Origin of the sequence: Pseudomonas farris, assembly GCF_019145235.1 — a bacterium.
GTDB classification, from domain to species: Bacteria; Pseudomonadota; Gammaproteobacteria; order Pseudomonadales; family Pseudomonadaceae; genus Aquipseudomonas; species Aquipseudomonas farris.
Genome location: NZ_JAHSTV010000019.1, coordinates 50679 through 76710 on the forward strand (window position 1 = coordinate 50679; position 26032 = coordinate 76710).

30 protein-coding genes are annotated in these 26032 nt (G+C 59.2%); 15 read left to right on the forward strand and 15 right to left on the reverse strand.

Features of this window, described 5'->3' with window-relative positions:
• The first annotated feature begins 79 nt into the window (after positions 1–79).
• From KVG95_RS28515 to KVG95_RS28530, 4 genes are all read left to right on the forward strand, one after another.
• Positions 80–1036 (forward strand): LysR family transcriptional regulator, encoded by a 957-nt coding sequence (locus KVG95_RS28515; RefSeq protein ID WP_123723193.1) that lies wholly within the window; start codon positions 80–82, stop codon positions 1034–1036.
• A gap of 69 nt (positions 1037–1105) precedes the next feature.
• Complete coding sequence (locus KVG95_RS28520) at positions 1106–1567, forward strand: MarR family winged helix-turn-helix transcriptional regulator (RefSeq protein ID WP_217858831.1); 462 nt, start codon at positions 1106–1108, stop codon at positions 1565–1567.
• 350 nt (positions 1568–1917) lie between these two features.
• Positions 1918–2337, forward strand: coding sequence for an organic hydroperoxide resistance protein (locus KVG95_RS28525; protein WP_052964019.1), 420 nt, complete (start codon positions 1918–1920; stop codon positions 2335–2337).
• 32 nt (positions 2338–2369) lie between these two features.
• A complete protein-coding gene (locus KVG95_RS28530) occupies positions 2370–3386 on the forward strand; it encodes an alpha/beta hydrolase (RefSeq protein ID WP_217858819.1) in 1017 nt (338 codons plus the stop codon).
• Positions 3387–3589: 203 nt separating this feature from the next.
• On the opposite strand, the gene KVG95_RS28535 is transcribed toward KVG95_RS28530, so the two are convergent.
• Positions 3590–4159, reverse strand: coding sequence for an elongation factor P (locus tag KVG95_RS28535; RefSeq protein WP_007943632.1), 570 nt, complete (start codon positions 4157–4159; stop codon positions 3590–3592).
• A 48-nt stretch (positions 4160–4207) separates the two neighbouring features.
• On the reverse strand, positions 4208–5350 hold the full coding sequence (gene earP, locus KVG95_RS28540) for an elongation factor P maturation arginine rhamnosyltransferase EarP (protein ID WP_217858820.1): 1143 nt from the start codon (positions 5348–5350) through the stop codon (positions 4208–4210).
• Between the two features lie 124 nt (positions 5351–5474).
• Between earP and KVG95_RS28545 the strand changes: the two genes are divergently transcribed.
• Together KVG95_RS28545 and KVG95_RS28550 are read left to right on the forward strand one after the other, a co-directional pair.
• On the forward strand, positions 5475–5873 hold the full coding sequence (locus tag KVG95_RS28545; protein ID WP_007899919.1) for a hypothetical protein: 399 nt from the start codon (positions 5475–5477) through the stop codon (positions 5871–5873).
• A gap of 14 nt (positions 5874–5887) precedes the next feature.
• The gene (locus KVG95_RS28550) at positions 5888–6370 is read left to right on the forward strand and encodes a GreA/GreB family elongation factor (protein ID WP_217858821.1); all 483 of its coding nucleotides are present in this window, start codon (positions 5888–5890) and stop codon (positions 6368–6370) included.
• Between the two features lie 9 nt (positions 6371–6379).
• Here the strand turns inward: KVG95_RS28550 and cysB are convergent, their stop codons facing one another.
• The 5 genes from cysB to KVG95_RS28575 form a co-directional block, all read right to left on the reverse strand.
• Positions 6380–7354: an HTH-type transcriptional regulator CysB gene (gene cysB / locus KVG95_RS28555; protein ID WP_007899921.1), complete on the reverse strand. Its 975-nt coding sequence runs from the start codon at positions 7352–7354 to the stop codon at positions 6380–6382.
• A 112-nt stretch (positions 7355–7466) separates the two neighbouring features.
• Positions 7467–7970 (reverse strand): universal stress protein, encoded by a 504-nt coding sequence (locus KVG95_RS28560; RefSeq protein WP_052964029.1) that lies wholly within the window; start codon positions 7968–7970, stop codon positions 7467–7469.
• A gap of 97 nt (positions 7971–8067) precedes the next feature.
• Positions 8068–8973: a 5'-nucleotidase gene (locus tag KVG95_RS28565; RefSeq protein WP_008075703.1), complete on the reverse strand. Its 906-nt coding sequence runs from the start codon at positions 8971–8973 to the stop codon at positions 8068–8070.
• A 25-nt stretch (positions 8974–8998) separates the two neighbouring features.
• The gene (locus KVG95_RS28570; protein ID WP_217858822.1) at positions 8999–9955 is read right to left on the reverse strand and encodes a putative 2-dehydropantoate 2-reductase; all 957 of its coding nucleotides are present in this window, start codon (positions 9953–9955) and stop codon (positions 8999–9001) included.
• Positions 9952–10338: a thioredoxin family protein gene (locus tag KVG95_RS28575; protein WP_123501229.1), complete on the reverse strand. Its 387-nt coding sequence runs from the start codon at positions 10336–10338 to the stop codon at positions 9952–9954. The genes KVG95_RS28570 and KVG95_RS28575 overlap by 4 nt, the downstream gene beginning before the upstream one ends.
• On the opposite strand from KVG95_RS28575, the gene KVG95_RS28580 reads away from it, so the two are divergent.
• Together KVG95_RS28580 and KVG95_RS28585 are read left to right on the forward strand one after the other, a co-directional pair.
• Complete coding sequence (locus tag KVG95_RS28580; RefSeq protein WP_123723186.1) at positions 10337–10765, forward strand: PilZ domain-containing protein; 429 nt, start codon at positions 10337–10339, stop codon at positions 10763–10765. The genes KVG95_RS28575 and KVG95_RS28580 overlap by 2 nt on opposite strands.
• Before the next feature lie 132 nt (positions 10766–10897).
• Positions 10898–11974 carry a 3-deoxy-7-phosphoheptulonate synthase gene (locus tag KVG95_RS28585; protein ID WP_038982203.1) on the forward strand — a complete coding sequence of 359 codons (1077 nt, stop codon included), beginning with the start codon at positions 10898–10900 and terminating at the stop codon, positions 11972–11974.
• A gap of 70 nt (positions 11975–12044) precedes the next feature.
• Here the strand turns inward: KVG95_RS28585 and KVG95_RS28590 are convergent, their stop codons facing one another.
• Entirely contained in the window at positions 12045–12326 is a 282-nt protein-coding gene (locus KVG95_RS28590) for a GNAT family N-acetyltransferase (protein WP_007899932.1), read from the reverse strand.
• 631 nt (positions 12327–12957) lie between these two features.
• Between KVG95_RS28590 and oprI the strand changes: the two genes are divergently transcribed.
• Positions 12958–13209 carry an outer membrane lipoprotei OprI gene (oprI, locus tag KVG95_RS28595; protein ID WP_003172710.1) on the forward strand — a complete coding sequence of 84 codons (252 nt, stop codon included), beginning with the start codon at positions 12958–12960 and terminating at the stop codon, positions 13207–13209.
• Positions 13210–13332: 123 nt separating this feature from the next.
• Here the strand turns inward: oprI and KVG95_RS28600 are convergent, their stop codons facing one another.
• The 3 genes from KVG95_RS28600 to KVG95_RS28610 form a co-directional block, all read right to left on the reverse strand.
• Positions 13333–14304 (reverse strand): L,D-transpeptidase family protein, encoded by a 972-nt coding sequence (locus tag KVG95_RS28600; protein ID WP_052964037.1) that lies wholly within the window; start codon positions 14302–14304, stop codon positions 13333–13335.
• 163 nt (positions 14305–14467) lie between these two features.
• The gene (locus KVG95_RS28605; RefSeq protein WP_007899882.1) at positions 14468–14761 is read right to left on the reverse strand and encodes a hypothetical protein; all 294 of its coding nucleotides are present in this window, start codon (positions 14759–14761) and stop codon (positions 14468–14470) included.
• A 56-nt stretch (positions 14762–14817) separates the two neighbouring features.
• A complete protein-coding gene (locus KVG95_RS28610; RefSeq protein WP_217858823.1) occupies positions 14818–15423 on the reverse strand; it encodes an arylesterase in 606 nt (201 codons plus the stop codon).
• Between the two features lie 10 nt (positions 15424–15433).
• On the opposite strand from KVG95_RS28610, the gene KVG95_RS28615 reads away from it, so the two are divergent.
• From KVG95_RS28615 to greB, 3 genes are read left to right on the forward strand one after another with little or no spacing between them, the layout of a single operon-like run.
• Positions 15434–16117: an ABC transporter ATP-binding protein gene (locus KVG95_RS28615; RefSeq protein ID WP_007899869.1), complete on the forward strand. Its 684-nt coding sequence runs from the start codon at positions 15434–15436 to the stop codon at positions 16115–16117.
• Positions 16117–18621: an ABC transporter permease gene (locus KVG95_RS28620; protein WP_217858824.1), complete on the forward strand. Its 2505-nt coding sequence runs from the start codon at positions 16117–16119 to the stop codon at positions 18619–18621. The genes KVG95_RS28615 and KVG95_RS28620 overlap by 1 nt, the downstream gene beginning before the upstream one ends.
• Positions 18622–18666: 45 nt before the next feature.
• A complete protein-coding gene (greB, locus tag KVG95_RS28625) occupies positions 18667–19164 on the forward strand; it encodes a transcription elongation factor GreB (RefSeq protein WP_038982199.1) in 498 nt (165 codons plus the stop codon).
• Between the two features lie 33 nt (positions 19165–19197).
• On the opposite strand, the gene KVG95_RS28630 is transcribed toward greB, so the two are convergent.
• The 3 genes from KVG95_RS28630 to KVG95_RS28640 form a co-directional block, all read right to left on the reverse strand.
• Positions 19198–19506, reverse strand: a complete 309-nt coding sequence (locus KVG95_RS28630; protein WP_052964043.1) for a hypothetical protein — start codon at positions 19504–19506, stop codon at positions 19198–19200.
• Between the two features lie 248 nt (positions 19507–19754).
• The gene (locus KVG95_RS28635; RefSeq protein ID WP_217858825.1) at positions 19755–20189 is read right to left on the reverse strand and encodes a DoxX family protein; all 435 of its coding nucleotides are present in this window, start codon (positions 20187–20189) and stop codon (positions 19755–19757) included.
• Positions 20190–20292: 103 nt separating this feature from the next.
• A complete protein-coding gene (locus KVG95_RS28640) occupies positions 20293–21714 on the reverse strand; it encodes an MltF family protein (protein ID WP_217858832.1) in 1422 nt (473 codons plus the stop codon).
• 237 nt (positions 21715–21951) lie between these two features.
• Between KVG95_RS28640 and KVG95_RS28645 the strand changes: the two genes are divergently transcribed.
• The 3 genes from KVG95_RS28645 (at position 21952) to KVG95_RS28655 (ending at position 25047) form a co-directional block, all read left to right on the forward strand.
• Positions 21952–22761: a TatD family hydrolase gene (locus tag KVG95_RS28645; RefSeq protein WP_217858826.1), complete on the forward strand. Its 810-nt coding sequence runs from the start codon at positions 21952–21954 to the stop codon at positions 22759–22761.
• A gap of 206 nt (positions 22762–22967) precedes the next feature.
• The gene (locus KVG95_RS28650; protein ID WP_217858827.1) at positions 22968–24449 is read left to right on the forward strand and encodes a methyl-accepting chemotaxis protein; all 1482 of its coding nucleotides are present in this window, start codon (positions 22968–22970) and stop codon (positions 24447–24449) included.
• Between the two features lie 229 nt (positions 24450–24678).
• Positions 24679–25047, forward strand: a complete 369-nt coding sequence (locus KVG95_RS28655; protein WP_217858828.1) for an Mpo1-like protein — start codon at positions 24679–24681, stop codon at positions 25045–25047.
• On the opposite strand, the gene KVG95_RS28660 is transcribed toward KVG95_RS28655, so the two are convergent.
• Positions 25048–25845, reverse strand: coding sequence for an acyl-CoA thioesterase (locus KVG95_RS28660; RefSeq protein ID WP_052964055.1), 798 nt, complete (start codon positions 25843–25845; stop codon positions 25048–25050).
• Between the last annotated feature and the right edge of the window lie 187 nt (positions 25846–26032).

Consider the following 26032-nt stretch of genomic DNA (forward strand, 5'->3'; position numbering starts at 1 on the left):
CCTACTCAGTCGGCTCTGGCGGGGAAACGCACAGCAACGCACAATGGCTGTGCCAATTTCGCATAAGCGCCGACAAACCATGAACCCCAATCAATTGACCGAACAACTTGGTCTGTTTCTCGATGTGCTGGAAAGCGGCAGCTTTTCCGCCGCGTCCCGCCGCCATCCATTGACGCCTTCGGCCGTGGCGCGACGCATCGACAGCCTCGAAAGCGCCGTCGGCAGCCAGTTGTTCATTCGCAGCACCCATGCCGTGCGCGCGACCCCGGCCGGTCTGGCTTTTGCCGAGCGTGCGCGGCGGATCGTCGCTGAACTGCGCCTGGCCCGGGCGGAAGCGGTGTCTCTTAGCAGTGCGCCGGAAGGCTTGATTCGAGTGGATGCGCCGGCAGCCTTCGGACGCCGACACCTGGCGCCGGTGATTGCCGATTTCCTGACGCTTTACCCCGGCCTCGATGTGCAATTGCACCTGATCGACAGCTTCGTCGACATGCAGGGCTCGAACCTGGGCAAGGTCGATCTGGTACTGCGAGCCGGGCAAATGGCCGACACCCGGCTGGTGGCCACGCCGCTGGCGAGCATGGTGCGCATCGCCTGCGCCAGCCCCGATTACCTGCAACGCCGTGGGGTGCCGACCGACCCTGCGCAGCTGGTCGACCATGATGGCCTCGACTGGGAAGGCTTGGCTCCGCCCTTCGCCTGGCGCTTCGAGCGAGATGGGCAGATGCATTTGCACCGGCCAGCGCGAATCCGCATGAGCGCCAACAATGCCGAGGCGCTGGTCTGCGGCGCACTGGCCGGATTGGGCATCGCGCATTTGCCGACCTGGCTGGCCAGCGAATATTTATTACGCGGCGAACTGCTGCCGCTGTTTTGCGAAAATGGTCTGCCAAAACCGGAAAGCACCGGTATTTATGCGTTGCGCCTGGAACAGCAACCCAGTTCGCGAAGTCGCTTGTTGCTGGAATACCTGAAGACTCGTTTCAGCCCCATCCCGCCGTGGGATCTGGCGCTGCAAACCAACCTGGACCGCCACTAGTCCAGAATTATCTGGCGCATTAAAGATTCGCCCGCTAGATTCATGACGATCACTGATCAAGGCTTTGAAATGAACACCGAGCGCAACACCCCGGATAACTGCGACGACTTGCTGCTGGACAATCAGGTCTGCTTCGCCCTGCATTCCACCTCGCTGCTGATGACCAAGGTCTACAAGCCGCTGCTGCAAGCGCTGGGCCTGACCTATCCGCAGTACCTGGCGATGATGGTGTTGTGGGAAAAAGATGGGCTGACGGTCGGCGAAATCAGCACCCGACTGCTGACCGATCCCGGTTCCCTCACCCCGCTGCTCAAGCGTCTGGAAGCCGAAGGCCTGCTGAGCCGCACCCGCAGCCGTGAAGACGAACGGGTGGTGATTGTTGAACTGACCGAGCAAGGCCGAGCGCTGCGAGACAAGGCACGGGGCGTTCCCCAGTGCGTCCTCGGCGCCAGCGGACAAACGATGGAACAGCTGAAGAAGCTGCAAGCGGATCTTCAAGCACTGCGTAGTCATCTGCAAGACAGCCTCTGACCTCAAAACACCCCAGATCCCCTGTGGGAGCGGGCTTGCTCGCGAAAGCGGTTTATCATTCAGTATTAGTGCTGGCTGACAGTCCGCTTTCGCGAGCAAGCCCGCTCCCACATTTATTTTGTGGTGTCCTTTCCCTCTCGTTCGCCTCCCTTCCTCGAAAAAAATTCCCCGCAAAAATCCCGCCTCGACAGCTCTAACTCAATACTTTTAGTCGAGCACGTTCACTTCGGGTCAAATTTTCTTCAAAATTTATCTTGCGCACTAAATATTAGCGAGCTACATTCATGTCGCACTTACTTAGCGCGCAAACATTTAGCGCAAAACACCCAAACTCGAATGAGGCTCACACCATGCAAACTCTCTACACCGCAATCGCAACCTCCACCGGCGGCCGTGACGGTCGTGCGATTTCCAGCGACAACATCCTCGACGTCAAACTCGCCACGCCGAAAGAACTCGGTGGTGCTGGCGGCGCCGCAACCAACCCTGAACAACTGTTCGCAGCCGGCTACTCCGCCTGCTTCATCGGCGCGCTGAAATTCGTCGCCAGCCAGACCAAACGCAAAATCCCGGACGACGCGTCGATCACCGCGCATGTCGGCATCGGCCAAATCCCTGGCGGTTTCGGTCTGGACATCGACCTGCACATCAGCCTGCCGGGTCTTGAGCAAGCCGATGCACAAAGCCTGGTCGAAGCCGCCCACCAAGTCTGCCCGTACTCCAACGCCACCCGTGGCAATGTCGATGTGCGCCTGCACGTTACCGTCTAACCGCTGACTCCAAGGTCGAACAGGAAATGAACATGAACACCTTCAGCAAAGTCTTGACCGGTACTCTTCTCGCCCTGTCCATCAACAGTGCATTCGCAGGCAATGGGGTTGAACACAACACCCAGGCGTTCCTCGATGTACTGAATGCCGGTACTGGCAAACCGCTGGAACAGCTCACCCCTGCCGAAGCCCGTGCGGTGTTGGTGGGTGCGCAGGCCGGGGTGAAACTGACGCTGCCCAAAGCCGATGTCAGCGAGAAGACCATCCAGGTCGACGGCCAACCGATCAGTCTGACCATCGTTCGGCCGGCCGGAGTCAAAGACGAGCTGCCGGTGTTCATGTTCTTTCACGGCGGTGGTTGGGTGCTGGGGGACTTCCCGACCCACGAACGGCTGGTTCGCGACTTGGTAACGGGTTCAGGCGCGGCGGCGGTATTCGTCAATTACACCCCGTCGCCAGAAGCGCATTACCCGGTGGCGATCAACCAGGCCTACGCCGCGACGAAGTGGGTGGCCGAGCACGGTAAAGAGATCAACGTCGACGGCAAACGTCTGGCCGTGGCCGGCAACAGCGTCGGTGGCAACATGGCAGCCGTGGTTGCGCTGATGGCCAAAGACAAAGGCACGCCGGCGATCAAATTCCAGGTGTTGTTGTGGCCGGTGACTGACGCCAGCTTCGAGACGGCGTCCTACAACCAGTTCGCCGAAGGGCACTTCCTCACCAAAAACATGATGAAGTGGTTCTGGGACAACTACACCACCGACGCCAAACAACGGAACGAGATCTACGCCTCACCACTGCGAGCGACCACCGCGCAACTCAAGGGTCTGCCACCCGCGCTGGTGCAAACGGCCAGCGCCGATGTCCTGCGCGATGAAGGTGAAGCCTACGCCCGCAAACTCGACGAGGCGGGGGTACCGGTCACGGCGGTTCGCTACAACGGCATGATCCACGACTATGGTTTGCTCAACGTAGTGAGCCAGGTACCCGCGGTGCATTCGGCGATGCTGCAAGCGTCCGAAGAACTCAAGCAACATCTGAAGAAATAACGCAGGACAAATGTGGGAGCGGCGGTGCGACGATTCGACTTGCTCGCGAAAGCGGTAGATCAGTCAACATCTGTGTTGAATGTAAAGCCGCATTCGCGAGCAAGCCCGCTCCCACAGGGTTTTATGCAACTGGCTTGAATCTTTCTGACACCCACAAAAAAGCCCGACTCAATGGTCGGGCTTTTTCATTCCTGAAGCTGTGCTTATTTAGCACGGCCTTTGTAGGAACCGCCTTCGCGGGTATCGATCTCGATCATGTCGCCGATTTCGATGAAGTCAGCAACCGACAGCTCGGTACCGTTCTTCAGTTTGGCAGGCTTCATCACCTTGCCGGAAGTGTCACCGCGAGCGGAACCTTCGGTGTAGTCAACCTGACGCACGATAGTGGTCGGCAGTTCTACGGAAACCAGACGCTCTTCGAAGAAGATCGCTTCGCAAACATCGGTCATGCCTTCTTCAACGAAAGGCAGAACGGCTTCGATGTCTTCAGCGTTCAGCTCGTACATGGTGTAGTCGGTGGTGTCCATGAACGTGTAGGTGTCGCCGCTGATGAAGGACAGGGTCGCTTCTTTGCGGTCGAGGATTACGTCGTCCAGCTTGTCGTCGGCGCTGTAAACGATCTCGGTCTTGTAACCGGTCAGCAGGTTTTTCAGCTTGGTCTTCATGATCGCGCTGTTACGACCCGACTTGGTGAATTCAGCTTTCTGAACCAGCCAAGGATCGTTTTCGAGACGGATCACGGTACCGGGTTTCAGTTCTTTACCAGTTTTCATTGCGAATATCCGAATTTGGATGGGATTTACAAAAATCTAGGCCGCGTATCATATCCAATTTACATAAAACTGTACCAGCGCTGCGGCAAGATCTGCCTGCAAGGCTTGTTCCAGACACCATGTCTCGGCATGTTTTTCCAGTTCAGGCCAGTGTTTGCGGGTCGATTTCCAGTGATCCGTCATTGTCTCACCTGCATTCCATGCCCGCCATAGACCACTGATCGCCTCGCGGGCAGGCTCGGACAGGCCTTGGGTGTACAGGACCAGGAAAGCATCGAGCTTGTCCAGATGGATATCTTCGTCTTGCCGATAGATGTGCCAGAGCAGCGGACGACCTGCCCATTGAGCGCGGACAAAGGAGTCTTCGCCGCGCACGGCGTTGAAATCGCAGCTCCACAGCAGCAGGTCATATTGATCCTGTCGGACGAACGGCAGCACTTGCACGGTCAAGGCGTCGCGCACATGCACCGCCCCGGCCTTCAGCCCGTCCACCCCGAGCCAGCGTTCGACGTCGCCGAGAATCCGGCCTTCGGGTACCAGCAGATGAGTCGGCGTCGAGTCGGCCGACATCGCGTCGAGCCAACTCGCCAGCCCGGTATTTTCGTAGGCAAACAACGAGATCAGCTGTGCATTCGGCGCGCGATCAATCCCCAAGCCTTGCAGGAACTCTCGCTGAGCTTGCGGACTTTGCTGAAACTGCCGACGCCGCTCGAGCAATCCGCTTTCACGCAGCAAGCCACCGGTGCCCTTGCGAAAGCCCGGAAAGAAAAAGAACTTCTGCACGTTCTTGTACTTCACCGACGGCAAGCCGTGGCAGCCGACGACCCAGTCTTCGGCACTCAGGTAATCGAGGTTCATCCACAGCGGCGGCTTTTCCCGTTCGGCCATGGCCTCCATATAAGCACTCGGCAACTGGCAGGCGAACGCGGCGATGACGACATCAGCGGCTTCGGTGGGCTGCCAGTCGGCCGACCACTGTCGCACCTCGACGCCCTGCTGCCACTGCTGCGAAGCGTTGATATCGATTTGCGGACACAAACGCTCGAAGGCCCGCAGATCGTCGACCCACAAGCGCACCGTCACGGCATGTTCGGCCACCAGTTGTCGGGCCAGGCGCCAGGTCACACCGATGTCGCCGAAGTTGTCGACCACAGTGCAAAAAATATCCCAGCGGGTTTTCATTTCAGGCATTCCAGGCTCCCGTTGGCAAAGGCGCCGATTGTCCGCATAAATTACCCCGCGCAGAAGAGCCGACGGCGATTAATCTTCATGCGACAATCGCCACTTACCCGCGACCACCCGCCAGGAGGCAGTAATGCCCTACCGTCCCAACCCGCGCCGTCCCTTGCCGATCCAGTTTAATGCGCTGCAACTGACCGGCAGTATTGCCCTCGGTTTGTGGTTGGGATTCATCGCGATCGCACTGACTTGCTGGCTCGCCTGGCGCTTGTTGTTCAACGAGCAATTGGCGCCCTTGGCTCAGGCGGTGGAACAATTGGCCAAGCCACCGGTGATTGAGCAACCCGCCCCACAGAACCCGATGTTCGAGCAGTACGAGGACCATCTGCGCAGGAATGAACAGCAGCAAATGGTGGAACAGGCCAGAAGCAGCAAACACAATCTGTCCAATCCAAAATGCCAGTTCTGGCTGCAGCAAAATCAAACTGCGCCGAGCGAAAAAAGCCGCGCCAATGTCCTGCAATTCTGCGATTGATCATGAAGCTCTCTATGCACAAGCCGACCGTCCACCAACTGATTATCGACAAGCTGCGGATCGATCTCGACATCGCCGAGCGGGCCGCGCAAACCGCTTACGAAACCGCGACCCACGAAGAAAACATAGCCGAAAACAAGTACGACACTCTGGGGCTGGAGGCGTCTTACCTGGCGGCCGGACAGGCCAAACGAGTGGAAGAAATCAGGCAGTCATTGACCCTTTGCCAGAACCTGACACTGCGGCCTTATGATGATCAGCGCGGTATCGAAGTCGGTGCCCTGCTCGGTCTGGAAGACGAAAAGGGTCGCGAACAATGGCTGTTCCTGGCCCCCGACGCGGCCGGGCTGAAGGTTGATATGGTGGGGCAACTGATTACCGTCATCACCCCTCGCTCGCCACTGGGCAAAAGCCTGCTGGGCAAGTTCGAAGGGGATGAAGTGGAGATTCTGGTGGCGGGCGCTCGGCAACAGTTTTCTGTCACCGAGGTGATCTAGAAAAAACGATTAATGCACCGGCAGTTCGACGCCGTCGAACAGCTCTTCCAGTTCCTGTTTGTTGTGGCACTGAATGGCCTTGGCCATCACTTCGCGGGTCAAGTGCGGAGCGAATTTCTCGATGAAGTCGCACATGAAACCACGCAGGAACGTGCCGCGACGGAAACCGATTTTGGTAATGCTGGATTCGAACAACTCGCTGGCATCGAGCACCACCAGGTCGCTATCGAGCTTGGTGTCGACCGCCATTTTCGCCACGATGCCCACGCCCAGGCCCAGACGAACGTAAGTCTTGATCACGTCGGCGTCGGCCGCGGTGAACACCACTTTCGGTGTCAGGCCGCGATGGCTGAAGGCTTCGTCGAGTTTCGAACGACCGGTGAAACCGAACACGTAAGTCACGATCGGGTATTCGGCCAAGGCTTCGAGAGTCAGCTTCGACAGCTTGGTCAGCGGGTGGCCCTGAGGCACGACCACGCAGCGGTTCCAGCGGTAGCACGGCATCATCACCAGGTCGCCGAACAACTCCAGCGCTTCGGTGGCGATGGCGAAATCGACGGTGCCGTCAGCGGCCATCTCAGCGATCTGCATCGGCGAACCCTGATGCATGTGCAGGGCAACGTCCGGGTATTGCTTGATGAAATTGCTGATCACCGGTGGCAACGCATAACGCGCCTGGGTGTGCGTGGTGGCGATCGACAGGGTGCCTTTTTTCTCGTTGGAGAATTCCTGGGCGATCTGCTTGATGCTTTCAACTTTTCGCAGGATCTCACCAGCGGTGGTGATGATGCGCTCGCCGGCCGGGGTAACCCGGGTCAAGTGCTTGCCGCTGCGGGCGAAAACCTCGACCCCCAATTCGTCTTCCAGCAGACGGATCTGTTTGCTGATGCCCGGTTGCGAGGTGTAGAGGCTTTGGGCTGTAGCTGAAACGTTGAGGTCGTGGTGCGCCACTTCCCAGATGTAGCGCAATTGTTGAAGCTTCATATGAATCCCTCAAAGCAGTAGACGCCACGGGCATCAGCGACGGTATATAACTATATTAATGGTTTGATTAATAAATCTAGAACTTTTTTATCAAAATGCCATTATTCGTGTCCTAGCGATCCCCTTTGCGGCGACGTTCCATCAGCGGCACCAGATAGACCGGCACCCTGGACAGTTGCAACACGCGCGCAGCGGTTCGGCCCAATGGCGTGTCCGCGCCAGCACCATGACTGTGACTCCCTACGATCAGCAAATCGACGGAGAGTTTCTGCGCCTGGTCGAGAATCACCTGCGCCGGATCGCCCTGCAGCACCCGCACTGCCCGAATCCGTTCCAGGTCTTGCTCCCCCTCATCCCCCAGCTCTTCGCGAAAACTGTCGAGCACCCGCTGCTCGATATTGGCGATCACCGTATTCAGACCCTGACTGTGAAACTCGTTCAAGGCCTGCTCATCGAGGTAACTCTGAAGCACCGATTCGGCGAACAACCCCATCGGCTCAACCGCATGCACCACATACAAGTCGGCATTGAATGTTCGAGCCAGTGCCAACGCATGCTGCATCACAAAAGGTGCATACAGACCGAGGTCGGTGGCATACAGCATCGAATGAATCATTGGGACCTCCTTTAATGCCAACATGGCGGAGATTGATTCAGCTTAGCAGTGCCGTGGCGAGTGCGGCGTCTGACGCAACGCATTGAACCGCGGCGCTTTAAATCGACGGCTCGTTACTGATGCCATGCGGCACGTGACCGGTGGCGACCACTTCGCGGGCCAGCTCGCAATGGCCAGCCTGGTCGTCGAAAAATACGTCGGCGGCAAAGGCTTCGAGAAAAGCCGACTTGGTCAAACCGCCGAGGAACAACGACTCGTCCAGGCGGATATCCCATTCGCGCAAGGTGCGGATCACCCGTTCATGGGCCGGCGCCGAACGCGCGGTCACCAGCGCGGTGCGGATCGGACAGGCATCATCGGGGAACTCGCGCTGCAAAAGGTTGAGCGCTGCGAGGAAGCCTTTGAACGGTCCGCCGCGCAAAGGCTCGCGGGCGGCCTCACGCTCGCTGGCCTGAAACGCCGCCAGGCCTCCCGACTGATAGACCCGCTCCGACTCATCGGAAAACAGCACCGCATCACCGTCGAAAGCAATGCGCAACTCATCACTGGCAGCGCGACTGGCACCGCCCGACAGAATAGTCGCTGCGGCGAAACCCGCATCCAGCGCACTGCGCACATCGTCGGAATGGGTCGAAAGAAACAGGTCACAGCCAAAGGCCTTGAGGTACGGATAAGGACTGCGTCCGCCAACAAATGCCGCCCGCGAGATCGCCAGACCATAGTGATGAATCGAGTTGAAAACCCGCAGGCCGGTGTCGGCGCTGTTGCGCGACACCAGGATTACCTCGACCCGGGCACGGCCGAGACTGGCATTCAGGTTCAGGAGTTTTTCGACCAACGGGAACGCATCGCCGGGCTCGAGAATTTCGTCTTCGTGTTCGATCTGGTATTGCCGATAGGCCTCGACGCCGCTCGACAGATAAACCTTGTGGCTCTCGCTCAAGTCGAACAGTGCTCGCGAAGAAATCGCCAACACCAGTTTGTCGTCTATGCCATTTGCCATGCCCTTCCCTCTCCTTTTGACCGACTCAGTGATTACGTCGATCGATAAAACTCAAGCTGTGATACAAGGCTTCGATTCGCGGCAATTCACATCCCGCCGCCTTCGCCGCTGCCAGTGGCCGAGTGTAGATCGCGTCCAGTTCCAGCGGTCGCTTGTGCAGGAAGTCGTGGTACATGCTCGGCCAATAGTCGGGCATTTTCTCGGTCATCATGAACAGATAATCGGCGTAACCCGGCGGCATGTCGTGACCACAGGCCTTGGCTCCCTGAACCACTTCGGCCATCAATGCCTGAATCAGCGCGCGGCTGTCGGCATCCGTCATTAAGGGTGTGGTGCTGGCCCCAAGCAGCACCGACAGGCCGTTGTAGGGGATATTCCAGACCAGTTTCTGCCAGCGCGCCTGATGCAGGTTCGGCATGGCTTGGGCGTCGATGCCGGCGGCGCGAAACAGCCCGGCGCCCTCCTCGACGATGTTCATGCGCGCCTGTTCATCGGCGGCGGGGCCGCTGTGGTAGCCGACATTCACGGCACCGAGCGCCTGATGGGTAATGACCCCTGGGCCGGCGCGATGGACGCAGATCAGACAGAGCCCGCCGAGCAGGTGCAGCGAATCGGGGAGCAACTCGCGCAGACTGTCTTCGACGTCCAGGCCATTTTGCAGCAACAGCACTTTGGCATCAGGTGCCGCCGCTTGAATAATGGCCGGTGCCAGGTCCGCGTTACTGGTGGTCTTGGTGCCCACCAGTAGCCAGTCACATGGCGGCATGTCGGCAGCCGACGAATAAGCCTGGACCGGGTTCAGAACCAGCGGGCCCAATGACGCATGATCAAGATGCAAGCCGCGCTCAGCCACCGCTGAAAACTCACTGCGCAACAAAAAGTGCACATCGAAGCCAGCACGCGCCAGCATCAGCCCGTAGAAACCACCGATCGCGCCGGTTCCGATAATGCCGATTGTCGGCTTGGCCACTGTATCTGTCATGGCAACTCCTCTGCTTGTCGACTCAGCGCCTGACCCACGGCCTCGTTGAGCGCCGTTCGGGTCAGACGTGATTGTAGGGCCCCAAAAAACTCACCGTCGCGCACCACAAACAGCGCCGGTAAATGAAAGACCCGATAACGCTCGACCACGCCACCATTGTTCCCGGCATCGATCCAGCACAGTCGATCGACCGCCAGATCGAACGTGGGCAATTGCTCACGGGCAAAACGGCAACTGGCGCAGCCGACGCTGGTAAAGATCACCAGGGAAATACCGTTCATCGCCAACAGCCGCTGGTCGGCGTCGAAATCAGTCAGTTCCGATTCGACCACTATACTGGGAGAAACGATGTCAGATGGCCGACACAGGGAGTCCGTGTTCATGGGACGTTATCTTCCTCATCCTGACGATGTACCCGTCGAATTGACGTTGCTCAAACATGAGTGCATTTCGCGGCAAGAGCTGCACACTATCAGCCTCGGCGGCATGGCTTGCAATTACCACCGCGGATGGCGAAGGGGCACCGCACTTCAAGTGCGCATGCCCACCCTGAGCACCACGATCTGTTACCTGGGCTATGTTGCCTGGTGTCTGCGACGAAAACGCAGCTATCTGGTGGGCATCGCCTTCGTCGATGAACAGACCCTGTTCAGTGCGCGAATGGGCGAGCAGGTTTGCCAGATCGAACGTTACTGCCGTCAGCACGAACCCCAAAGCGAACAGCTGAGCAACCAGACCCTGGCCCTCGAATGGGTCCAGCTGCACGCCAACGAGTTCTCCCACGACACGGTTCGCAAGGCATTTGCGTAGCAAAACCGGTGTCTGCCCATTGTCGAGCCACGGTGTAACGCGCTAAGGTTCAGCTCCCCGACGCGCTTAATTTGCTGTGCTCCGCCGCGCGGGTTCGCTGGCGGCCGGCACCCGTGACCTGACGAGTAAACGATGGCTGATTTACCGATCAACGACCTTAACGTCGCCTCCAACGAGACCCTGATCACTCCCGATCAGCTCAAGCGTGATATCCCTCTGAGCGACGCTGCCCTGCGCACCGTCACCAAAGGCCGCGAAGTCATTCGCAACATTCTTGATGGCACCGACCACCGCCTGTTCGTCGTGATCGGGCCGTGCTCGATCCATGACATCAAGGCTGCCCACGAATACGCCGAGCGCCTGAAAGTGCTCGCGGCCGAAGTGTCCGATACCCTGTATCTGGTCATGCGCGTGTATTTCGAGAAGCCACGCACCACCGTCGGCTGGAAAGGCTTGATCAACGATCCGTACCTGGACGACTCGTTCAAGATTCAGGATGGTTTGCACATCGGTCGTCAGTTGCTGCTGGACTTGGCCGAGATGGGCCTGCCGACTGCGACCGAAGCCCTCGACCCGATCTCCCCGCAATACTTGCAGGATCTGATCAGCTGGTCGGCGATCGGCGCACGCACCACCGAATCCCAGACTCACCGTGAAATGGCTTCCGGCCTGTCCTCGGCTGTCGGCTTCAAGAATGGCACCGATGGCGGCCTGACGGTGGCCATCAACGCCTTGCAATCGGTTTCCAGCCCGCACCGTTTCCTGGGTATCAACCAGGAAGGTGGCGTGTCGATCGTCACCACCAAGGGCAACGCCTACGGTCACGTGGTGTTGCGCGGCGGTAACGGCAAACCGAACTACGATTCGGTCAGCGTCGCGCTCTGTGAGCAAGCGCTGAACAAAGCGAAGATCAAGCCGAACATCATGGTCGATTGCAGCCACGCCAACTCCAACAAGGACCCGGCCCTGCAACCGCTGGTGATGGAGAACGTCGCCAACCAGATCCTCGAAGGCAACCAGTCGATCATCGGCCTGATGGTCGAAAGTCATCTGAACTGGGGCTGCCAGGCGATCCCGAAAGACCTCGCCGACCTGCAATACGGCGTGTCGATCACCGATGCCTGCATCGACTGGACCGCCACCGAAAACACCTTGCGCAGCATGCACGCCAAGCTCAAGGACGTGCTGCCTAAACGCAATCGCAGCTGATCGCCGTTTCGTTTCACGCATAAAAAAACGCCAGGCTTAAACCTGGCGTTTTTTTATGCGCTCGCTTTATTCACAGCTTGGCTGCATGCCGCGCGTGACGCTCCATGTAGCGCTCCACATAGGAACACGATGGAATGACTGTGTAGCCCATTTCCTCGGCGTATTGCAGTGCCTGCTCGGTCAACGCCGCCGCGATGCCGCGACCACGCAGCGCGTTGGGCACGAAGGTACGATAAATATCCAGGGTCTGTTTTCCCAGATCCATATAGGTCAGGTAGGCACGATAACCGTCCACAGTGGTCTCGAACTGATGACCAGCCTGGTCATGGTGGATGGACAACGCCTCGCTCATCACTACTCCTCGCGGGTCTTTAATTCTGACCCCTACCTTACCGATGTTTTTCCGGCGAAGGAACATCTACGCCACCCCGTGCCTGAATGGACACCGAGAGAGCAACACCAATCTCGCGAAACCGAGCACGTATCAAATAGTAGGCACCATTGGCAGAAATGCTCAAGGGACGCTCGTCATGCTGGCAGGCGGGTGTTGCCTGGGGTAATGCAGGGGTGGCTCGAACGGGATACTCCCGAGTTCAGGCCTGAACATTGCCGGATATTGAGACATAAGACGAGCGCCCTCTGTTTAAGTCACCTCAACATGGATAAAGATATGAGAGCCGCTGCGCAAAATCCGAACAAAAGTGTGGACGATTCCATCTAGACAGACTTTAGTCGAGACTGAAAAACAGCTGCCGACACCGGGAACTTTTCCTCGGCGGCTCGCTCAGCTCGGGCCTCGCAGCTGGATATTTTTTATACAATGCAGTTAAAAGTTGCTCGAAAAAGAATCAACGCCTACAATTTTTTTTGCTTCTTGCTCTACGTCAGTTTACTTACTACAAGTAATGGGTAGTATGTACGCCGGCTATTTCCTCACTCTGAGGAGACAGCTACTTAATAGAAAGTCCTTGAAGGGGAACACGATGAACAACGTTCTGAAATTCTCTGCTCTGGCTCTGGCCGCAGTTCTGGCTACCGGTTGCAGCAGCGTATCGAAAGAAACCGAAGCACGTCTGACTGCTACTGAAGACGCAGCAGCTCGCTCCCAGGCTCGTGCAGACGAAGCTTACCGTAAAGCTGATGAAGCTCTGGCTGCTGCTCAAAAAGCACAACAGACTGCTGACGAAGCTAACGAGCGTGCTCTGCGCATGCTGGAAAAAGCTAGCCGCAAGTAATAGTCCTTCGGGATTGTTATCAAGCCGACCCATTTTTTGGGTCGGCTTTTTTATTGCCCGCTGTTTCTGCAGGCCATAAAAAACCCGCCGATGCGGCCTGCATCGGCGGGTTGCTTTAACGGGTTATTGCTGCAGGTCGATCGGTGCACTCGTTACCATCGACGCCGATGCATTCGGCACGGCGATTTCCACCGGCAGACCATCTTCAGCGGCAACCACATCACGCACTACATCCCAGTTCATGCGCAAGTTGTTGGTGATGTCCTCACGCTTGAGCATCGCATTGATCACTGCGGTGTGCTTGTCGACCACCGAAGGGTTGCCCATATCATCCAGCGGCGTGTGCGCTTCCAGATAAACCTTGCCGCCACTGAGGCCGAACTTGTACGGGTCGTTGATGATCCGTACCGACGTCCCGACCGGCACCATGCTGGCCATTTCCAGCACGTTGTTGTTGAACATGCGGAAGCAACCGTGGCTGGTGCGCATGCCGATACCGAACTTCTTGTTCGAACCGTGGATCAGGTAGCCTGGAGTGCCCAGCGTGAACTTGAACGGCCCCAGCGGGTTGTCCGGGCCGGCCGGCACCACATTCGGCAGTGGATCGCCATCGGCGGCGTGCTCGGCCTTGATCGACGCTGGAGGCGTCCAGGTCGGGTTCGGCGTCTTGGCGACGATGCTGGTATGGGCAATCGGCGAGCCCCAGCCTTCACGGCCGATACCCAGCGGGAAGGTGTACACCACGTTCCGGCCTTTCGGGAAATAGTAAAGACGGTATTCAGCCAGGTTGATGACGATGCCTTCACGGGGCCCCGGCGGCAGGATGAAGCGCGTCGGCAGCACCACTTCGGTACCGGCGCCCGGCAACCATGGATCAACGCCTGGGTTGGCCGCGACCATTTCCGAATAGCCCAGATCGTAGGTGGTGCCAAGGTCGGCGAAGGTATCTTCGTACTTGGCCTTGATCACTTGCACCTGACCGATGATGTCTTCACCAGGGGGTGGCAGGGGTAGCTCCAATGCTGCTACCGGACCCGCGACACAGAGGGCGGCAAGAGACAGGCAGCGGGTGACGGCGGGAAAGCGCGGCAACATCCGGAAAATCCTTCGCATGATCGACAAGGGTATAAAAACGGGATTGTACACCGCCGCCCGTTATTTCGGGGAGACGTAAAGACCTGTGGTTGGGGGGATCGGCGGTGAGGGGCTTGCCTGTGGGGAGCTTGTCTGTGGGGAGGGAGCCCCTCACCCCAGGGATCTAAAGCTCGAACCGCAACTCAGGCCAGATCGGCGAGGTGCCGCGTTTTTGCGATTCCAGAATGGCCCGGCACAGCGAGCACAGGCGCTGGTCCTGGAACACGGTGCGGTCAACGCTCGACCAGCGCGGTTGCGCCGGCAACAGGCTGCCGCACAAGGTTCGGTCCGCCGAGCCGCCCAACTCCAGTTGACGGGTCACCAGATGCACCCGCACTTCCTGGCAGGCGAACAGATCCAGCTGTTCGTCAGGCTCGATCAGTTGGTAGGCAAAAAGGGACCAGGCAGGACGCGGCATCGGGGGCTCCAAATCGGGGGCGCCACCTTAGCCGAAACACCGCCGCTAGAAAAGCGTCAAAGCAGCGGTTTCAGTGTCGGCCAGACATTTTCCAGCAACTTGTCCTGAGCGGCCGCAGCCGGGTGCAGTCCGTCGCCTTGCATCAGGTCCGGATGACCGCCCACACCGTCGAGAAAAAACGGCACCAGCGGGATCTTTTTCTCGCTGGCTACCTTGGTGTAAGCCTCGGCAAAGGCCTGGGTGTAACGCACACCGTAGTTGGGTGGCAGTTGCATACCCAGTAGCAATACCTTGGCACCACTGGCGCGGGAGCTGTCGATCATCGACGCAAGATTTTGTTGCAATTGTGTTGGCAGCATTCCGCGCAACCCATCGTTGCCCCCCAACTCGAGGATAACCAGTGCAGGCTTATGCTCTGCAAGCAGCGCCGGCAGGCGCGCCCGGCCTCCGGCACTGGTGTCGCCGCTGATGGATGCATTGACCACTTTATCGTCGAAACCTTCGCGCTTGAGCCGTTGCTCGAGCAATGACACCCACCCCAAGCGGGTATCCAGGCCGAAACCGGCGCTGATACTATCGCCAACGATCAGGACTGTACCCGCCGCTGCGTTCTGGGCCATGCACATCAAGGCCAGGCCAGCACTCAAAAACCACACTCGCATCGGATTCTCCATGGGCGCAAGCATTCTCACCGCGAAGAACCTCAGCAAAGTGGTTCCGAGCGCGGAAGGTGAACTGACTATCCTGCACGAACTCAGCCTGGAACTGAACAAGGGCGATAGCCTGGCCATCGTCGGCGCTTCCGGTTCTGGCAAATCCACCCTCCTGGGCCTGCTCGCCGGCCTCGACCTGCCGAGCAGCGGCGAAGTCACCCTCGCCGGGCAAGGCCTGAGCAATCTCGATGAAGATCAGCGCGCGCGCATCCGCGCCGAGCACGTGGGGTTTGTTTTTCAATCATTTCAGCTGCTCGACAGTCTCAACGCCCTGGAAAACGTCATGCTGCCGCTGGAACTCGATGGCCGCAAAGACGCCCGCGAGCGCGCCACCGAACTGCTGCAACGGGTCGGTCTGGGCCAGCGCCTGACCCACTCACCGCGCCAGCTCTCCGGTGGTGAGCAGCAGCGCGTGGCGATTGCCCGGGCGTTCGCCGCCGAGCCCGACGTGCTGTTCGCCGACGAACCCACAGGCAACCTCGACAGCCATACCGGCGAGCGCATCAGCGATCTGCTGTTCGAACTCAACCAGGAAAGCGGCACGACCCTGGTGCTGGTGACCCACGATGAACGCCTGGCACATCGCTGCCGGCGCCTGATCCGCCTTGAAGCCGGCCTGCTGGTCGCCCCTCTGGAGCCTTGATGGCACGCTTGCCGCTGTTGCGCCTGTTCAGTCTCGCCATCCGCCAACTGTTGCGCGATGCCCGCGCCGGTGAGTTGCGCGTGTTGTTCTTCGCCTTGCTGGTGGCCGTAGCAGCGAGTACCGCCATCGGTTACTTCGGTGCCCGCCTGAACGGCGCCATGATGCTGCGCGCCACCGAATTTCTCGGCGCCGACCTGGTGCTCGAAGGTAGCTCACCGGCGCGGCTCGAGCAGGTCAGAAGCGGCACGGAGCTGGGCCTTGAGCACGCTCAGGTGGTGGAGTTTTCCAGCGTCATCGCTACCGACAACGGCATTCAGCTGTCCAGTATCAAAGCCGCCGATGACGTCTACCCGTTGCGCGGTGAACTGAAAAGCGCCCCAGCGCCCTTCGCGCCGGAAGAACCCGGTGGCGGTCCGAAACCCGGCGAAGCCTGGGTCGAAGCGCGACTGCTGACCGCACTGGACTTGAAGATCGGCGACAGCATCGATGTCGGCATGAAAACCCTGACGCTGGCGCGGGTGCTGACCTACGAACCGGATCGCGCCGGCAATTTCTACAGCCTGACGCCACGGGTGCTGATCAACCTTGGCGACCTTGAAGCGACCGGTGTGGTGCAACCCGGCAGCCGGGTCAGTTACCGCGAACTCTGGCGCGGCAAAGCCGAGGCGCTGGAAACCTATCGTCAACTGATCAAACCCGGGCTGGCGGCCAACCAACGCATACAGGATGCCCGGGACGGCAATCGACAGATTGGCGGCGCCTTGGGCAAGGCTGAACGTTATTTGAACATGGCCAGTCTGGTGGCGGTTCTGTTGTCCGGTGTGGCGGTGGCGTTGTCGGCGACACGCTTCGCCACTCGCCGATTCGATGCCAGTGCATTGCTGCGCTGCCTGGGTCTGTCCCGTCGCGAAACCATGGTGCTGTTCAGTCTGCAACTGACCGTACTCGGACTGCTCGCCAGCATCAGCGGTGCCCTGCTCGGCTGGCTGGCACAGCTCGGGCTGTTTGCGCTGCTGCGTGATTTACTGCCGACCGATGTTCCACCCGGGGGTCTGTTCCCGGCCTTCGCCGGGATCGGCACCGGGCTGGTCGCGCTGGCCGGTTTCGCCCTGCCGCCATTGGCAGCTTTGGGTCGAGTGCCACCGCTGCGCGTGTTGCGTCGCGACATGCTGCCGATTCCATCCAGCACCTGGATGGTCTATGGCGCGGCATTGGGCGCCCTCGGCCTGATCATGTGGCGCTTGAGCCTGGACCTGTTGCTGACCTTCGCCCTGCTCGGCGGCGGTGTGATTGCGGCACTGGTGCTTGGCGGTTTGCTGTTGCTGCTATTGAAGAGCCTGCGCCAGATGCTGGCGCGCGCTTCATTGCCATGGCGCCTCGGGTTGGGCCAACTGCTGCGCCATCCACTGGCGGCGGCGGGTCAAGCCCTGGCCTTCGGTTTGATTCTGCTGTCCATGGCATTGATCGCTTTGCTGCGTGGCGAACTGCTCGACACCTGGCAAAACCAGTTGCCGAAAAATGCCCCGAATTATTTCGCCCTGAACATTCTGCCGGCGGACAAGCAAGCCTTTACCGATCGACTGATGGAGTTGTCGGCACAATCGGCGCCGCTGTACCCGGTGGTGCCGGGACGGCTGATCAGCGTTAATGGCGAACCGGTGCAGGACATCGTCAGCAAGGATTCGGCCGGTGATCGAGCCATTCAACGCGACCTGAGCCTGACCTGGGCGGCCGACCTGCCGGTGGGCAACAAGCTCACCGCCGGCAACTGGTGGGATCAGCAACCAGCGGATGAAATACCCGGAGTATCGGTGGAAGGTAAAGTCGCCGAAAGCCTCAAGCTCAAGCTCGGCGATCACATGGTGTTCACTGTTGGCGGGGTCAATCGGGAGGCAAAAGTCACCAGCCTGCGGGAAGTCAACTGGGACAACTTCCAACCGAATTTTTTCATGATCTTCCAGCCCGGCACCTTGAAGGACTTGCCGGCCACCTACCTGACCAGTTTCTATCTGGTTGCCGGTCACGATCAGCAGATCGTCGACCTGTCCCGCAGCTTTCCGGCAGTGACCATTCTGCAAGTCGAAGCCTTGCTCGCGCAGCTGCGCAGCATCCTCGGCCAGGTCACCCTGGCGGTGGAATACGTACTGTTGTTTGTATTGGCGGCGGGGATGGCGGTGTTGTTCTCCGGATTGCAGGCAACGCTGGATGAACGCATTCGCCAAGGTGCATTGCTGCGAGCGCTGGGTGCCGAGCGACAGTTGCTGGTCAGGGCCCGGCGGATCGAGTTCGGCCTGCTCGGCGCGGTCAGCGGGTTGTTGGCGGCACTGGGTTCGGAACTGGTGAGTCTGGTGCTCTACCGTTATGCCTTCGACCTGCCTTGGCACCCGCATCCATGGCTGTTGGTATTGCCACTGATCGGTGCAGTACTGATCGGCGGCGCCGGTGTGTTCGGCACGCGCCGCGCCTTGAACGCCAGCCCCCTGACAGTTCTGCGCGAGGGTTGATAAACTCAAGCGCTCTGATCACGCATTCAACCACAAGAAGTCGCCATGAGCCGTTATCGCCCTCCCCGCACCGCTGGCACCGCGCTGATCACCCCCGAAGGTGAAGCGCGGATGCGGGCCGAGTTTCATGAACTCTGGCATGTGCGCCGACCGCAAGTGACGCAATCGGTCAGCGAGGCGGCGGCACAGGGCGATCGCTCGGAAAACGCCGAGTACACCTACGGCAAAAAGATGCTGCGCGAGATCGACAGTCGCGTGCGCTTTCTCACCAAACGCCTGGAAGCGCTCAAGGTTGTCAGTGAGAAACCCAGCGATCCCAACAAGGTTTACTTTGGCGCGTGGGTCACGATTGAAGATGAAGACGGCAAGGAGTCGCGCTATCGCATCGTCGGGCCGGATGAGCTGGATCTGAAACTAGGCCTGATCAGTATCGACTCACCGTTGGCGCGCGCTTTGATCGGCAAGGCGCTGGACGCCGAAGTACGGGTCCAGACACCGACCGGTGAACAATGCGTGTATATCGTGGCGATCGAGTATTTTTGAGCCGCGGCGCTCTGAGCCGCAGCGCTCTGAATCTCAGCGACGGGTAATCAGCCCTTGGCGAGCCACGCGAGTCAGCTGCCTGATCACTTCCGGCGCATCCTCGGCGTTGGGTGCCAGAATCACCGCCAGATCGAAACTGTCGTTGGCAAACCGAGCCAGTGACTCGCCGTCGTCGACAAACTGAATCAGGAAGGCAGCAGGCCCACCGGTACGACGTGGCCAGCCATCGAGGTAACGCAAAAGCGTCGGCTGATGTTTACCGCCAAGCAGGATTTTTGGATTGCGCTGGGTGAGATGTGCCGTGATCGGCGCGGGACGTATAACGGGGCTTAATGCATTCATTGTGTCGTGTCTCTGCCTCAAAAGTCTGCATGGCAGGTGAGAGGCAACACCGAACCAGCGCTTTAGCGGTATTTCGAAGCCTGTTTCAAGCTTCTATCGGCAACTGAATGAGTCACCTGGCGCCCCGCAAGTAGCTGTTTAAATCGGCGCATGGGCAGCATCCTAGAGAAGCTGACCGGACAGTGTCAAGAATCACGCGCAACAAAAAAGGCCTGCACAATGCAGGCCTTTTTGTTGAGCGAGAGCGGTCAGTCGGTGATGGCGCGGTCGACCGACAGCTTGCCTGCACCTTCGATCAGCACCGCGAGGCTGCCACCAAGCAAAGCCAGGGCGAACTCATAACCGTTGTTAGCCATGAACAGACCGTTGCTGATGTGCACCGTGAAAATAGCCACCAGCGCGAGGAAGGTCAGCCCCAGCGCTGCCGGGCGTGCCAGCAGGCCGATGATCAGCGCCAGACCGCCGAAGAACTCGGTACCACCCGCCAGGATCGCCATCAGGTGACCGGGTGCCAGTCCGATGCTTTCCATGTACTGCGCGGTGCCGGCAATGCCGTAGCCGCCGAATGCGCCGAAGAGTTTCTGCGAGCCATGGGCCGCGAAGATAATGCCGACGAAAATACGCAGAATCGTCAGACCGTAGCCCGCGCGGGTGGACAGTACCTTGTTGATCAGTGTGCTCATGCTGTGTCATCCATTGTGAGTGTGTGTTGGTTGGCCGCTATATTAATCAGTAAAACTCATGTTAAAAGCGCAAAAAACGCACCATAACAATCAGCTTAGTCGATCATTTCCGTGAGGCCACTTTTTGCCCCTGAGGCTCCAACGACTCCCGCTCCCGATCGAACGCCAAGTAATACTTGTTCACGCTATTAACATAGCTGACAGCTCCCATTCCCACCTGCTCCATGGCGATGCGCTCGACCTGGAAAAACCACTGATTGGGATTCAAGCCGCGCCGCCGGGCCTCGGCGCGCATGCCTTGAACCCGCTCCGGTCCCATGTTGTAGGCCGCCAGCACGAACGCCATGCGCTCGCGCTCGTTGAGTTTGGGGCTGGCAAAAAACTTGCGGCGGATCATCGCCAGGTACTTGGCGCCGGCCTGCACATTGGCGTCGAGGTTTTGAATATTACTGACGCCAACCCGTTGGGCGGCGGACGGGGTGATTTGCATCAGGCCGGTGGGGCCACTGCCGCTTCTGGCGTTGGGTTGCAACGCCGACTCCTTGAAGGCCAGCGCTGCCAGGTTCAGCCAGTCCATGCCTTGGGCTTCAGCGTGTTTCTGCAACACCGGTCGAAGCTTTTCCAGACGCTGCCGATCAGCCTTGGCCAACGGATAGTGCACTTGATACAGGCGCCGATAGATCCGCAGGAACGCCGCATCCTGGTCCGACGGTTTCTTGTAGGTAGGCAGAAAGCGATCGATGCTCGCGCGCAGCATCGAGGCATCACGACGCACGAACCAGTATTCCTCGCCTGGCTCGCTGATAAGGACCTGTCGATCGAAGCGCAATTTGGGCAGGATCTTGCCCCAGCGTTCGGCAATCGGTTGCTCGACAATCGTCAGATGAAAAATCCCACCCTGGACCATTTCCAGCACGTCCTCGACCGCCAGGCTTGGATCGACCCACTCGATTTTCACTGGAGGCAGTTTGTGCAGCGCAAGTTTCTGATTGATCTGACTGACCGCATCTCCGGCGGCACTGCCGGTGGGCAGCGCGAGGGTTTTGCCCGAGAGTTGTTCGAGCCGGGTATAACGTCGTTCGCCTTTGATCCCCACCAGCAGCAACGGCACATTGCTGGTGATCGGTTGACTGGTGCTGACGGCGAGGCCCGGTTGCGGATCGAGTAATTCCCCCGGCGCGACCAGATCACCCTCCCCGCGCTGCAACGCGCCGAGCAGTTGATCCTTGGCTTTGGGAATGATCTTGAGGGTGATTTCCTGGCCGTCACGGGCATGGCCGTTGAGGTATTGTTCGAAAGCGCGCAGGCGGTGGTATTCAACGCCGATGGCTTGGCCCTGGACTTCGCCGGAGCTGTTGCGGCTCTGGTTGACCAACACCCGCAACACACGACTGCTGCGAATCTCCGCCAGGTCGCGGACCTTGGCCGCCGGCACGGCTTGCAACGGCCCGGCCAAGCGTGCAACCGCCGGCATGGGCAGCAGCAACGAGCAACACAGCAGTAACAAAACCGAGGGACGAATCATCCACTCTCCGGAAAGAATACTGGTCGACCTCATGGTTGATTTCATGACGTCGAGCGACAGGAACAGAGCGCTTGAAGCGCTGATAAAGTGCGTGAGAGTGGCACAGTGATGGCAAATCTACCAACCCTGACCTCGCGCGCGGCCTCAACAGACAGCTTTAACTGGTTGTAGTTCTTGGTTTTTCTTATAAATCTACAGCTCTGATATGCTTTCCGGCCTTTGGTCCGAGGTAGCACCATGCAACTCATCGATATCGGCGTCAACCTGACCAACCCCAGTTTCGCCGACAAACACCAGGCTGTACTCGACCGTGCCTACGCTGCCGGGGTCTGCCAACTGGTGCTCACCGGAACCAGCGTCGAGGGCAGCGAACAGGCTCTGGAGCTGTGCCAGCAATTGGACGAAAGCGCTCAGCGGCTGTTCGCTACGGCCGGTATTCACCCGCACTCGGCCAGCGACTGGAACGCCGACAGCGCTCAGCGCCTGCGCAGTTTGCTCAAGGAGCCGAACGTGATGGCCGTGGGCGAATGCGGCCTCGATTTCAATCGTGATTTCTCGCCCCGCCCGCAACAGGAAAAAGTCTTAGAGGAACATCTGGCGATGGCGGTCGAGCTGCAATTGCCGGTGTTCCTGCATGAGCGCGATGCCAGCCAACGATTGCTGGAGATCCTGCGTGATTACCGCGACCAGTTGCCGGCTGCCGTGGTGCACTGCTTCACCGGTGAAAAAAAGGCGCTGTTCAGCTACCTCGATCTGGATTTGCACATCGGCATCACTGGCTGGATCTGCGATGAACGCCGGGGCACGCACCTGCATCCGTTGGTCAAAGAGATTAAACGCGGACGCCTGATGCTGGAGAGCGATGCGCCGTATTTGTTGCCGCGCAGTCTGCGTCCCAAGCCGAAGAACGGTCGCAACGAGCCGGCGTATCTGACAGAAGTGTTGCGTGAGGTGGCGTTGCATCGTGGGGAGACGGTGGAAGATTTGGCTGCTCACAGCACAGCCTGTGCGCGAGCATTTTTCGGTCTGCCCTCAATCCCCCAATAACCAAAAATCCCCTGTGGGAGCGGGCTTGCTCGCGAAAGCGGTCTGTCAGTCACATTAATGTTGGATGTGCCGCCGTCTTCGCGAGCAAGCCCGCTCCCACATTGGGACTGCGGAGGATGTTGACCCATATCAAGAGTCGAAGCCTTGAGTAGCGGCACAATGCTGGCACCTTGCCAAAACTGTTTCCGCTATCAGAGAAGACCTCCATGGGTGCCTGGCTTAGCAACATCTCGCTGAAATACAAATTCTGGGCGGTCAACGCTGTCGCCTTCGTCACCACCCTGTTGCTGGTGCTGTACGCCGTGCAGCTCGAACAACAGGCCCGCAGCCACGCCTCCCAGGCGTCGGCTCAGGCCCAGGCGCGATTGATCAATGCCTGGCCTGCCGGGCAGCCGCTGTCCAAGGTCGATCACCTGCTGACCTTCAATCGTGGGCAGGCGCCGTTACTGAATGGGCAACCGCTGCTGGAGCTGACCGATACCAACGGTTGGGTCGAGATCAACGCTATGCCGCTGTTCGGTGAAAACCCGTTGATGGGCGCCGAGGTGTTCACTCGCCCTGACGGCCAACAAGCCGCGGTGATTGCCTATGGCCCGAGCCTGAGCCAAGTGTTCGGCGAACGCTTCACCCACTATGCGGTAGCGGTGTTCATTCTGATGCTGGCGATGCTCGGCGCGTCGCAACTGTTGATCCGCTTCCTGCTCAGCCAACTCAACACCTTGAAAGACGTGATGCTCCATGTTGAGAAAACCGGCGACCTGTCGGCCCGTGTGCCACTGGCTTGTAAGGATGAAGTCGGGCAGATGGCCAACGCCTTCAACGCCATGCAGGCCGGTTACCAGCGAGTGGTCAACACTGTCGCCAACACCGCCCGGCAACTGGATGTCGGTGCCGCGCGGCTGGCGTCGAGCATGAACGAGGTGCGTCACGGCATGCTCGGTCAGCAAAGCGAAACCGATCAGGCCGCCACAGCGATCAACGAAATGACTGCCACGGTCCATCACATCGCCCAACACGCCGGCGCCACCCGCGACCTCTCGCAAACAGCCGACACCCTGGCCGGCAGTGGCCAGGAAGTGGTGACTCGGGTGCAGAAGTCGATTGGCGGGTTGTCCACCGGCGTGCAGCAAACGGCCGAGATGATTCAGCGTCTGGCCGAGGACAGCCAGAAGATCAACGGCGTGGTCAGCGTGATCCACAGCATCGCCGAACAGACCAACCTGCTGGCCCTTAACGCCGCCATCGAAGCGGCCCGGGCCGGTGAAATGGGCCGCGGGTTTGCGGTGGTCGCCGATGAGGTGCGTAACCTGGCCAAACGCGTCCAGGCGTCCACCGACGAGATCACCACCATGGTTTCAGCGCTGCAGGCCGGCACTCGGGACGCCGTGGACTTCATGCAGGAGAGTTCGTTCAAGGCGGACGACTGCATGCAACAAGCTCAGGAAGCCAGCGTGGCCCTGGCCGAAATCACCGGAGCGGTGGCGCAGATGCGTGAAAGCAATACGCAGATCGCGGTGGCAGCCGAGCAGCAGAGCCATGTGGCGGAAGAAATGAATCGGGCGGTGGTGAGCATTCGCGACGTGACCGAAAATACCGTGCAGCAGACCGTGAACTCGGCGATTACCAGCAATGAGTTGGCGATGTTGGCGGGGGAATTGAGCAAGGCCATCGGGCAACTCAAGCTTTGAGGGCCTCTTCGCGAGCAAGCCCGCTCCCACAGTAGATTTTTGGTGCACACAAAATCCGTGTTCACACCGATCAAATGTGGGAGCGGGCTTGCTCGCGAAAGCGTCAGCCCGGCCAACATCAATATTGCCCATGACCCCTATCACTTCGATAGCCAGCCTTGATTCGCCGACGGCCCGCGCCAAGCCTATTCTTTATTCAAGCGCCTCAACGAATCAAAGGATATGCATCATGGGCAAACGTCATCCCAACCTTCCCGCCTGGCAATGGCGAGCGTACCCGCATAATCACCAGCACCCGACCAATCTGGTGTTGCACCTGATTGCCGTGCCGCTGTTCATCGTGGCGTTTTTACTGATGGTCTCGGGGGTGTTCAGCCTGGATCTGGCGAGCATCGCGATCGGCATTATCGGCCTGATCGCCGCCCTGGGTCTGCAGCGTCACGGTCACCGCCTGGAGGCGCAAGCCTCCGAGCCGTTCAGTGATCGCAAAGATGCGGTATCACGCCTGATGGTCGAGCAGTTCCTGACCTTCCCACGGTTTTTCTTCAGTGGCGGCTGGTGGCGCGCTTGGCGTGAACGCCACCGTCGTCGTCACTGATCAGGCGAAAATCGTGACTGTCTGCCGGCTCATGGCGATCAACTGGCCGTCTTCGCTCCATAGTTTTGCGGCGGCGTGCCCGTAGCCGTCAGCGGCATACTCGATTTCAACCAGGTACTTGCACCAGTCCAGCGTGCTCAACGCCAGCAACGGCTGGACGAATTCGATGGTCCAGGTCAGCGTGCTACCTGCCGCCGGTTTTTTCAGATGCGACAACAAGGACGGCGGCCAGGCGTCGACCAGCGCCAGAATATGCGCCTCGTTGACCACCTCGTCTTTCCCTTCTCCACGCAAGCGCACCCACCCCCCCATATCGCGGGAGGTGTTGCCGGTGAACGGCAGGCCACCAATGCTCCAGCGCATTGCCAAATGACGCATGAATTCCGGGGTAACCCCTTTGATATAGGGCATTTCCTGGCAGTCGTCCCAGTGTTTCATCTCGGGCGCAGCGTTGGCCGTGACCGCCACTTCGGAAGGTCGCGAGGCGCCGAAGCTGCCCTGGACCAACGTCACCACTTGCCCCTTCTGCATTGCCCGGCCCAGTACCTGGCTGACGGCTTTGCCTTCGCGCAGCACATCGACTTCAAAGCTGACCGGCACATCGGGCTCGACCGGGCCGACAAAGGTGATTGCCAGCGAACGCACTGGACGATCCGCCGGGACTTTTGCGCGCATGGCTTCGTATTGCAAGGCGGCTATCAGACCACCAAAACTCGCCCGCCCCTGGCCCCATTCGGCCGGAATGGACAGCTCTTGCGGCTGGCTGCGAACAGCGTCGAGCAGATCGGAAAAGTGCATGGAAACCTCAGAGGCAGGAAAATGGATGGAACGATCTTAACCAGCCCGCAAAGCCGACACAGCGCTTATTCCGGCCAAAATCACTGACAGATGAGCCGTGCCTACATGAACACACAAACTAATGTGGGAGCGGGCTTGCTCGCGAAAGCGGTCTGACATTCAACATTTACGTTGATTGTTATGCCCT

Coding starts and splice junctions, on each gene's coding strand:
- KVG95_RS28565 (WP_008075703.1), bottom strand. CDS start 8,973: ATGGCAAATGGCATAGACGACAAACTGGTGTTGGCGATTTCTTCGCGA.
- KVG95_RS28605 (WP_007899882.1), bottom strand. CDS start 14,761: ATGCCGCGTCCTGCCTGGTCCCTTTTTGCCTACCAACTGATCGAGCCT.
- KVG95_RS28530 (WP_217858819.1), top strand. CDS start 2,370: ATGAACACCTTCAGCAAAGTCTTGACCGGTACTCTTCTCGCCCTGTCC.
- KVG95_RS28630 (WP_052964043.1), bottom strand. CDS start 19,506: ATGAATGCATTAAGCCCCGTTATACGTCCCGCGCCGATCACGGCACAT.
- KVG95_RS28650 (WP_217858827.1), top strand. CDS start 22,968: ATGGGTGCCTGGCTTAGCAACATCTCGCTGAAATACAAATTCTGGGCG.
- cysB (WP_007899921.1), bottom strand. CDS start 7,354: ATGAAGCTTCAACAATTGCGCTACATCTGGGAAGTGGCGCACCACGAC.
- KVG95_RS28645 (WP_217858826.1), top strand. CDS start 21,952: ATGCAACTCATCGATATCGGCGTCAACCTGACCAACCCCAGTTTCGCC.
- KVG95_RS28515 (WP_123723193.1), top strand. CDS start 80: ATGAACCCCAATCAATTGACCGAACAACTTGGTCTGTTTCTCGATGTG.
- oprI (WP_003172710.1), top strand. CDS start 12,958: ATGAACAACGTTCTGAAATTCTCTGCTCTGGCTCTGGCCGCAGTTCTG.
- KVG95_RS28520 (WP_217858831.1), top strand. CDS start 1,106: ATGAACACCGAGCGCAACACCCCGGATAACTGCGACGACTTGCTGCTG.
- KVG95_RS28615 (WP_007899869.1), top strand. CDS start 15,434: ATGGGCGCAAGCATTCTCACCGCGAAGAACCTCAGCAAAGTGGTTCCG.
- KVG95_RS28590 (WP_007899932.1), bottom strand. CDS start 12,326: ATGAGCGAGGCGTTGTCCATCCACCATGACCAGGCTGGTCATCAGTTC.
- KVG95_RS28525 (WP_052964019.1), top strand. CDS start 1,918: ATGCAAACTCTCTACACCGCAATCGCAACCTCCACCGGCGGCCGTGAC.
- KVG95_RS28585 (WP_038982203.1), top strand. CDS start 10,898: ATGGCTGATTTACCGATCAACGACCTTAACGTCGCCTCCAACGAGACC.
- KVG95_RS28610 (WP_217858823.1), bottom strand. CDS start 15,423: ATGCGAGTGTGGTTTTTGAGTGCTGGCCTGGCCTTGATGTGCATGGCC.
- KVG95_RS28570 (WP_217858822.1), bottom strand. CDS start 9,955: ATGACAGATACAGTGGCCAAGCCGACAATCGGCATTATCGGAACCGGC.
- KVG95_RS28620 (WP_217858824.1), top strand. CDS start 16,117: ATGGCACGCTTGCCGCTGTTGCGCCTGTTCAGTCTCGCCATCCGCCAA.
- KVG95_RS28545 (WP_007899919.1), top strand. CDS start 5,475: ATGCCCTACCGTCCCAACCCGCGCCGTCCCTTGCCGATCCAGTTTAAT.
- KVG95_RS28635 (WP_217858825.1), bottom strand. CDS start 20,189: ATGAGCACACTGATCAACAAGGTACTGTCCACCCGCGCGGGCTACGGT.
- greB (WP_038982199.1), top strand. CDS start 18,667: ATGAGCCGTTATCGCCCTCCCCGCACCGCTGGCACCGCGCTGATCACC.
- earP (WP_217858820.1), bottom strand. CDS start 5,350: ATGCCTGAAATGAAAACCCGCTGGGATATTTTTTGCACTGTGGTCGAC.
- KVG95_RS28655 (WP_217858828.1), top strand. CDS start 24,679: ATGGGCAAACGTCATCCCAACCTTCCCGCCTGGCAATGGCGAGCGTAC.
- KVG95_RS28560 (WP_052964029.1), bottom strand. CDS start 7,970: ATGATTCATTCGATGCTGTATGCCACCGACCTCGGTCTGTATGCACCT.
- KVG95_RS28580 (WP_123723186.1), top strand. CDS start 10,337: ATGGGACGTTATCTTCCTCATCCTGACGATGTACCCGTCGAATTGACG.
- KVG95_RS28660 (WP_052964055.1), bottom strand. CDS start 25,845: ATGCACTTTTCCGATCTGCTCGACGCTGTTCGCAGCCAGCCGCAAGAG.
- KVG95_RS28600 (WP_052964037.1), bottom strand. CDS start 14,304: ATGTTGCCGCGCTTTCCCGCCGTCACCCGCTGCCTGTCTCTTGCCGCC.
- KVG95_RS28550 (WP_217858821.1), top strand. CDS start 5,888: ATGCACAAGCCGACCGTCCACCAACTGATTATCGACAAGCTGCGGATC.
- KVG95_RS28535 (WP_007943632.1), bottom strand. CDS start 4,159: ATGAAAACTGGTAAAGAACTGAAACCCGGTACCGTGATCCGTCTCGAA.
- KVG95_RS28640 (WP_217858832.1), bottom strand. CDS start 21,714: ATGATTCGTCCCTCGGTTTTGTTACTGCTGTGTTGCTCGTTGCTGCTG.
- KVG95_RS28575 (WP_123501229.1), bottom strand. CDS start 10,338: ATGAACACGGACTCCCTGTGTCGGCCATCTGACATCGTTTCTCCCAGT.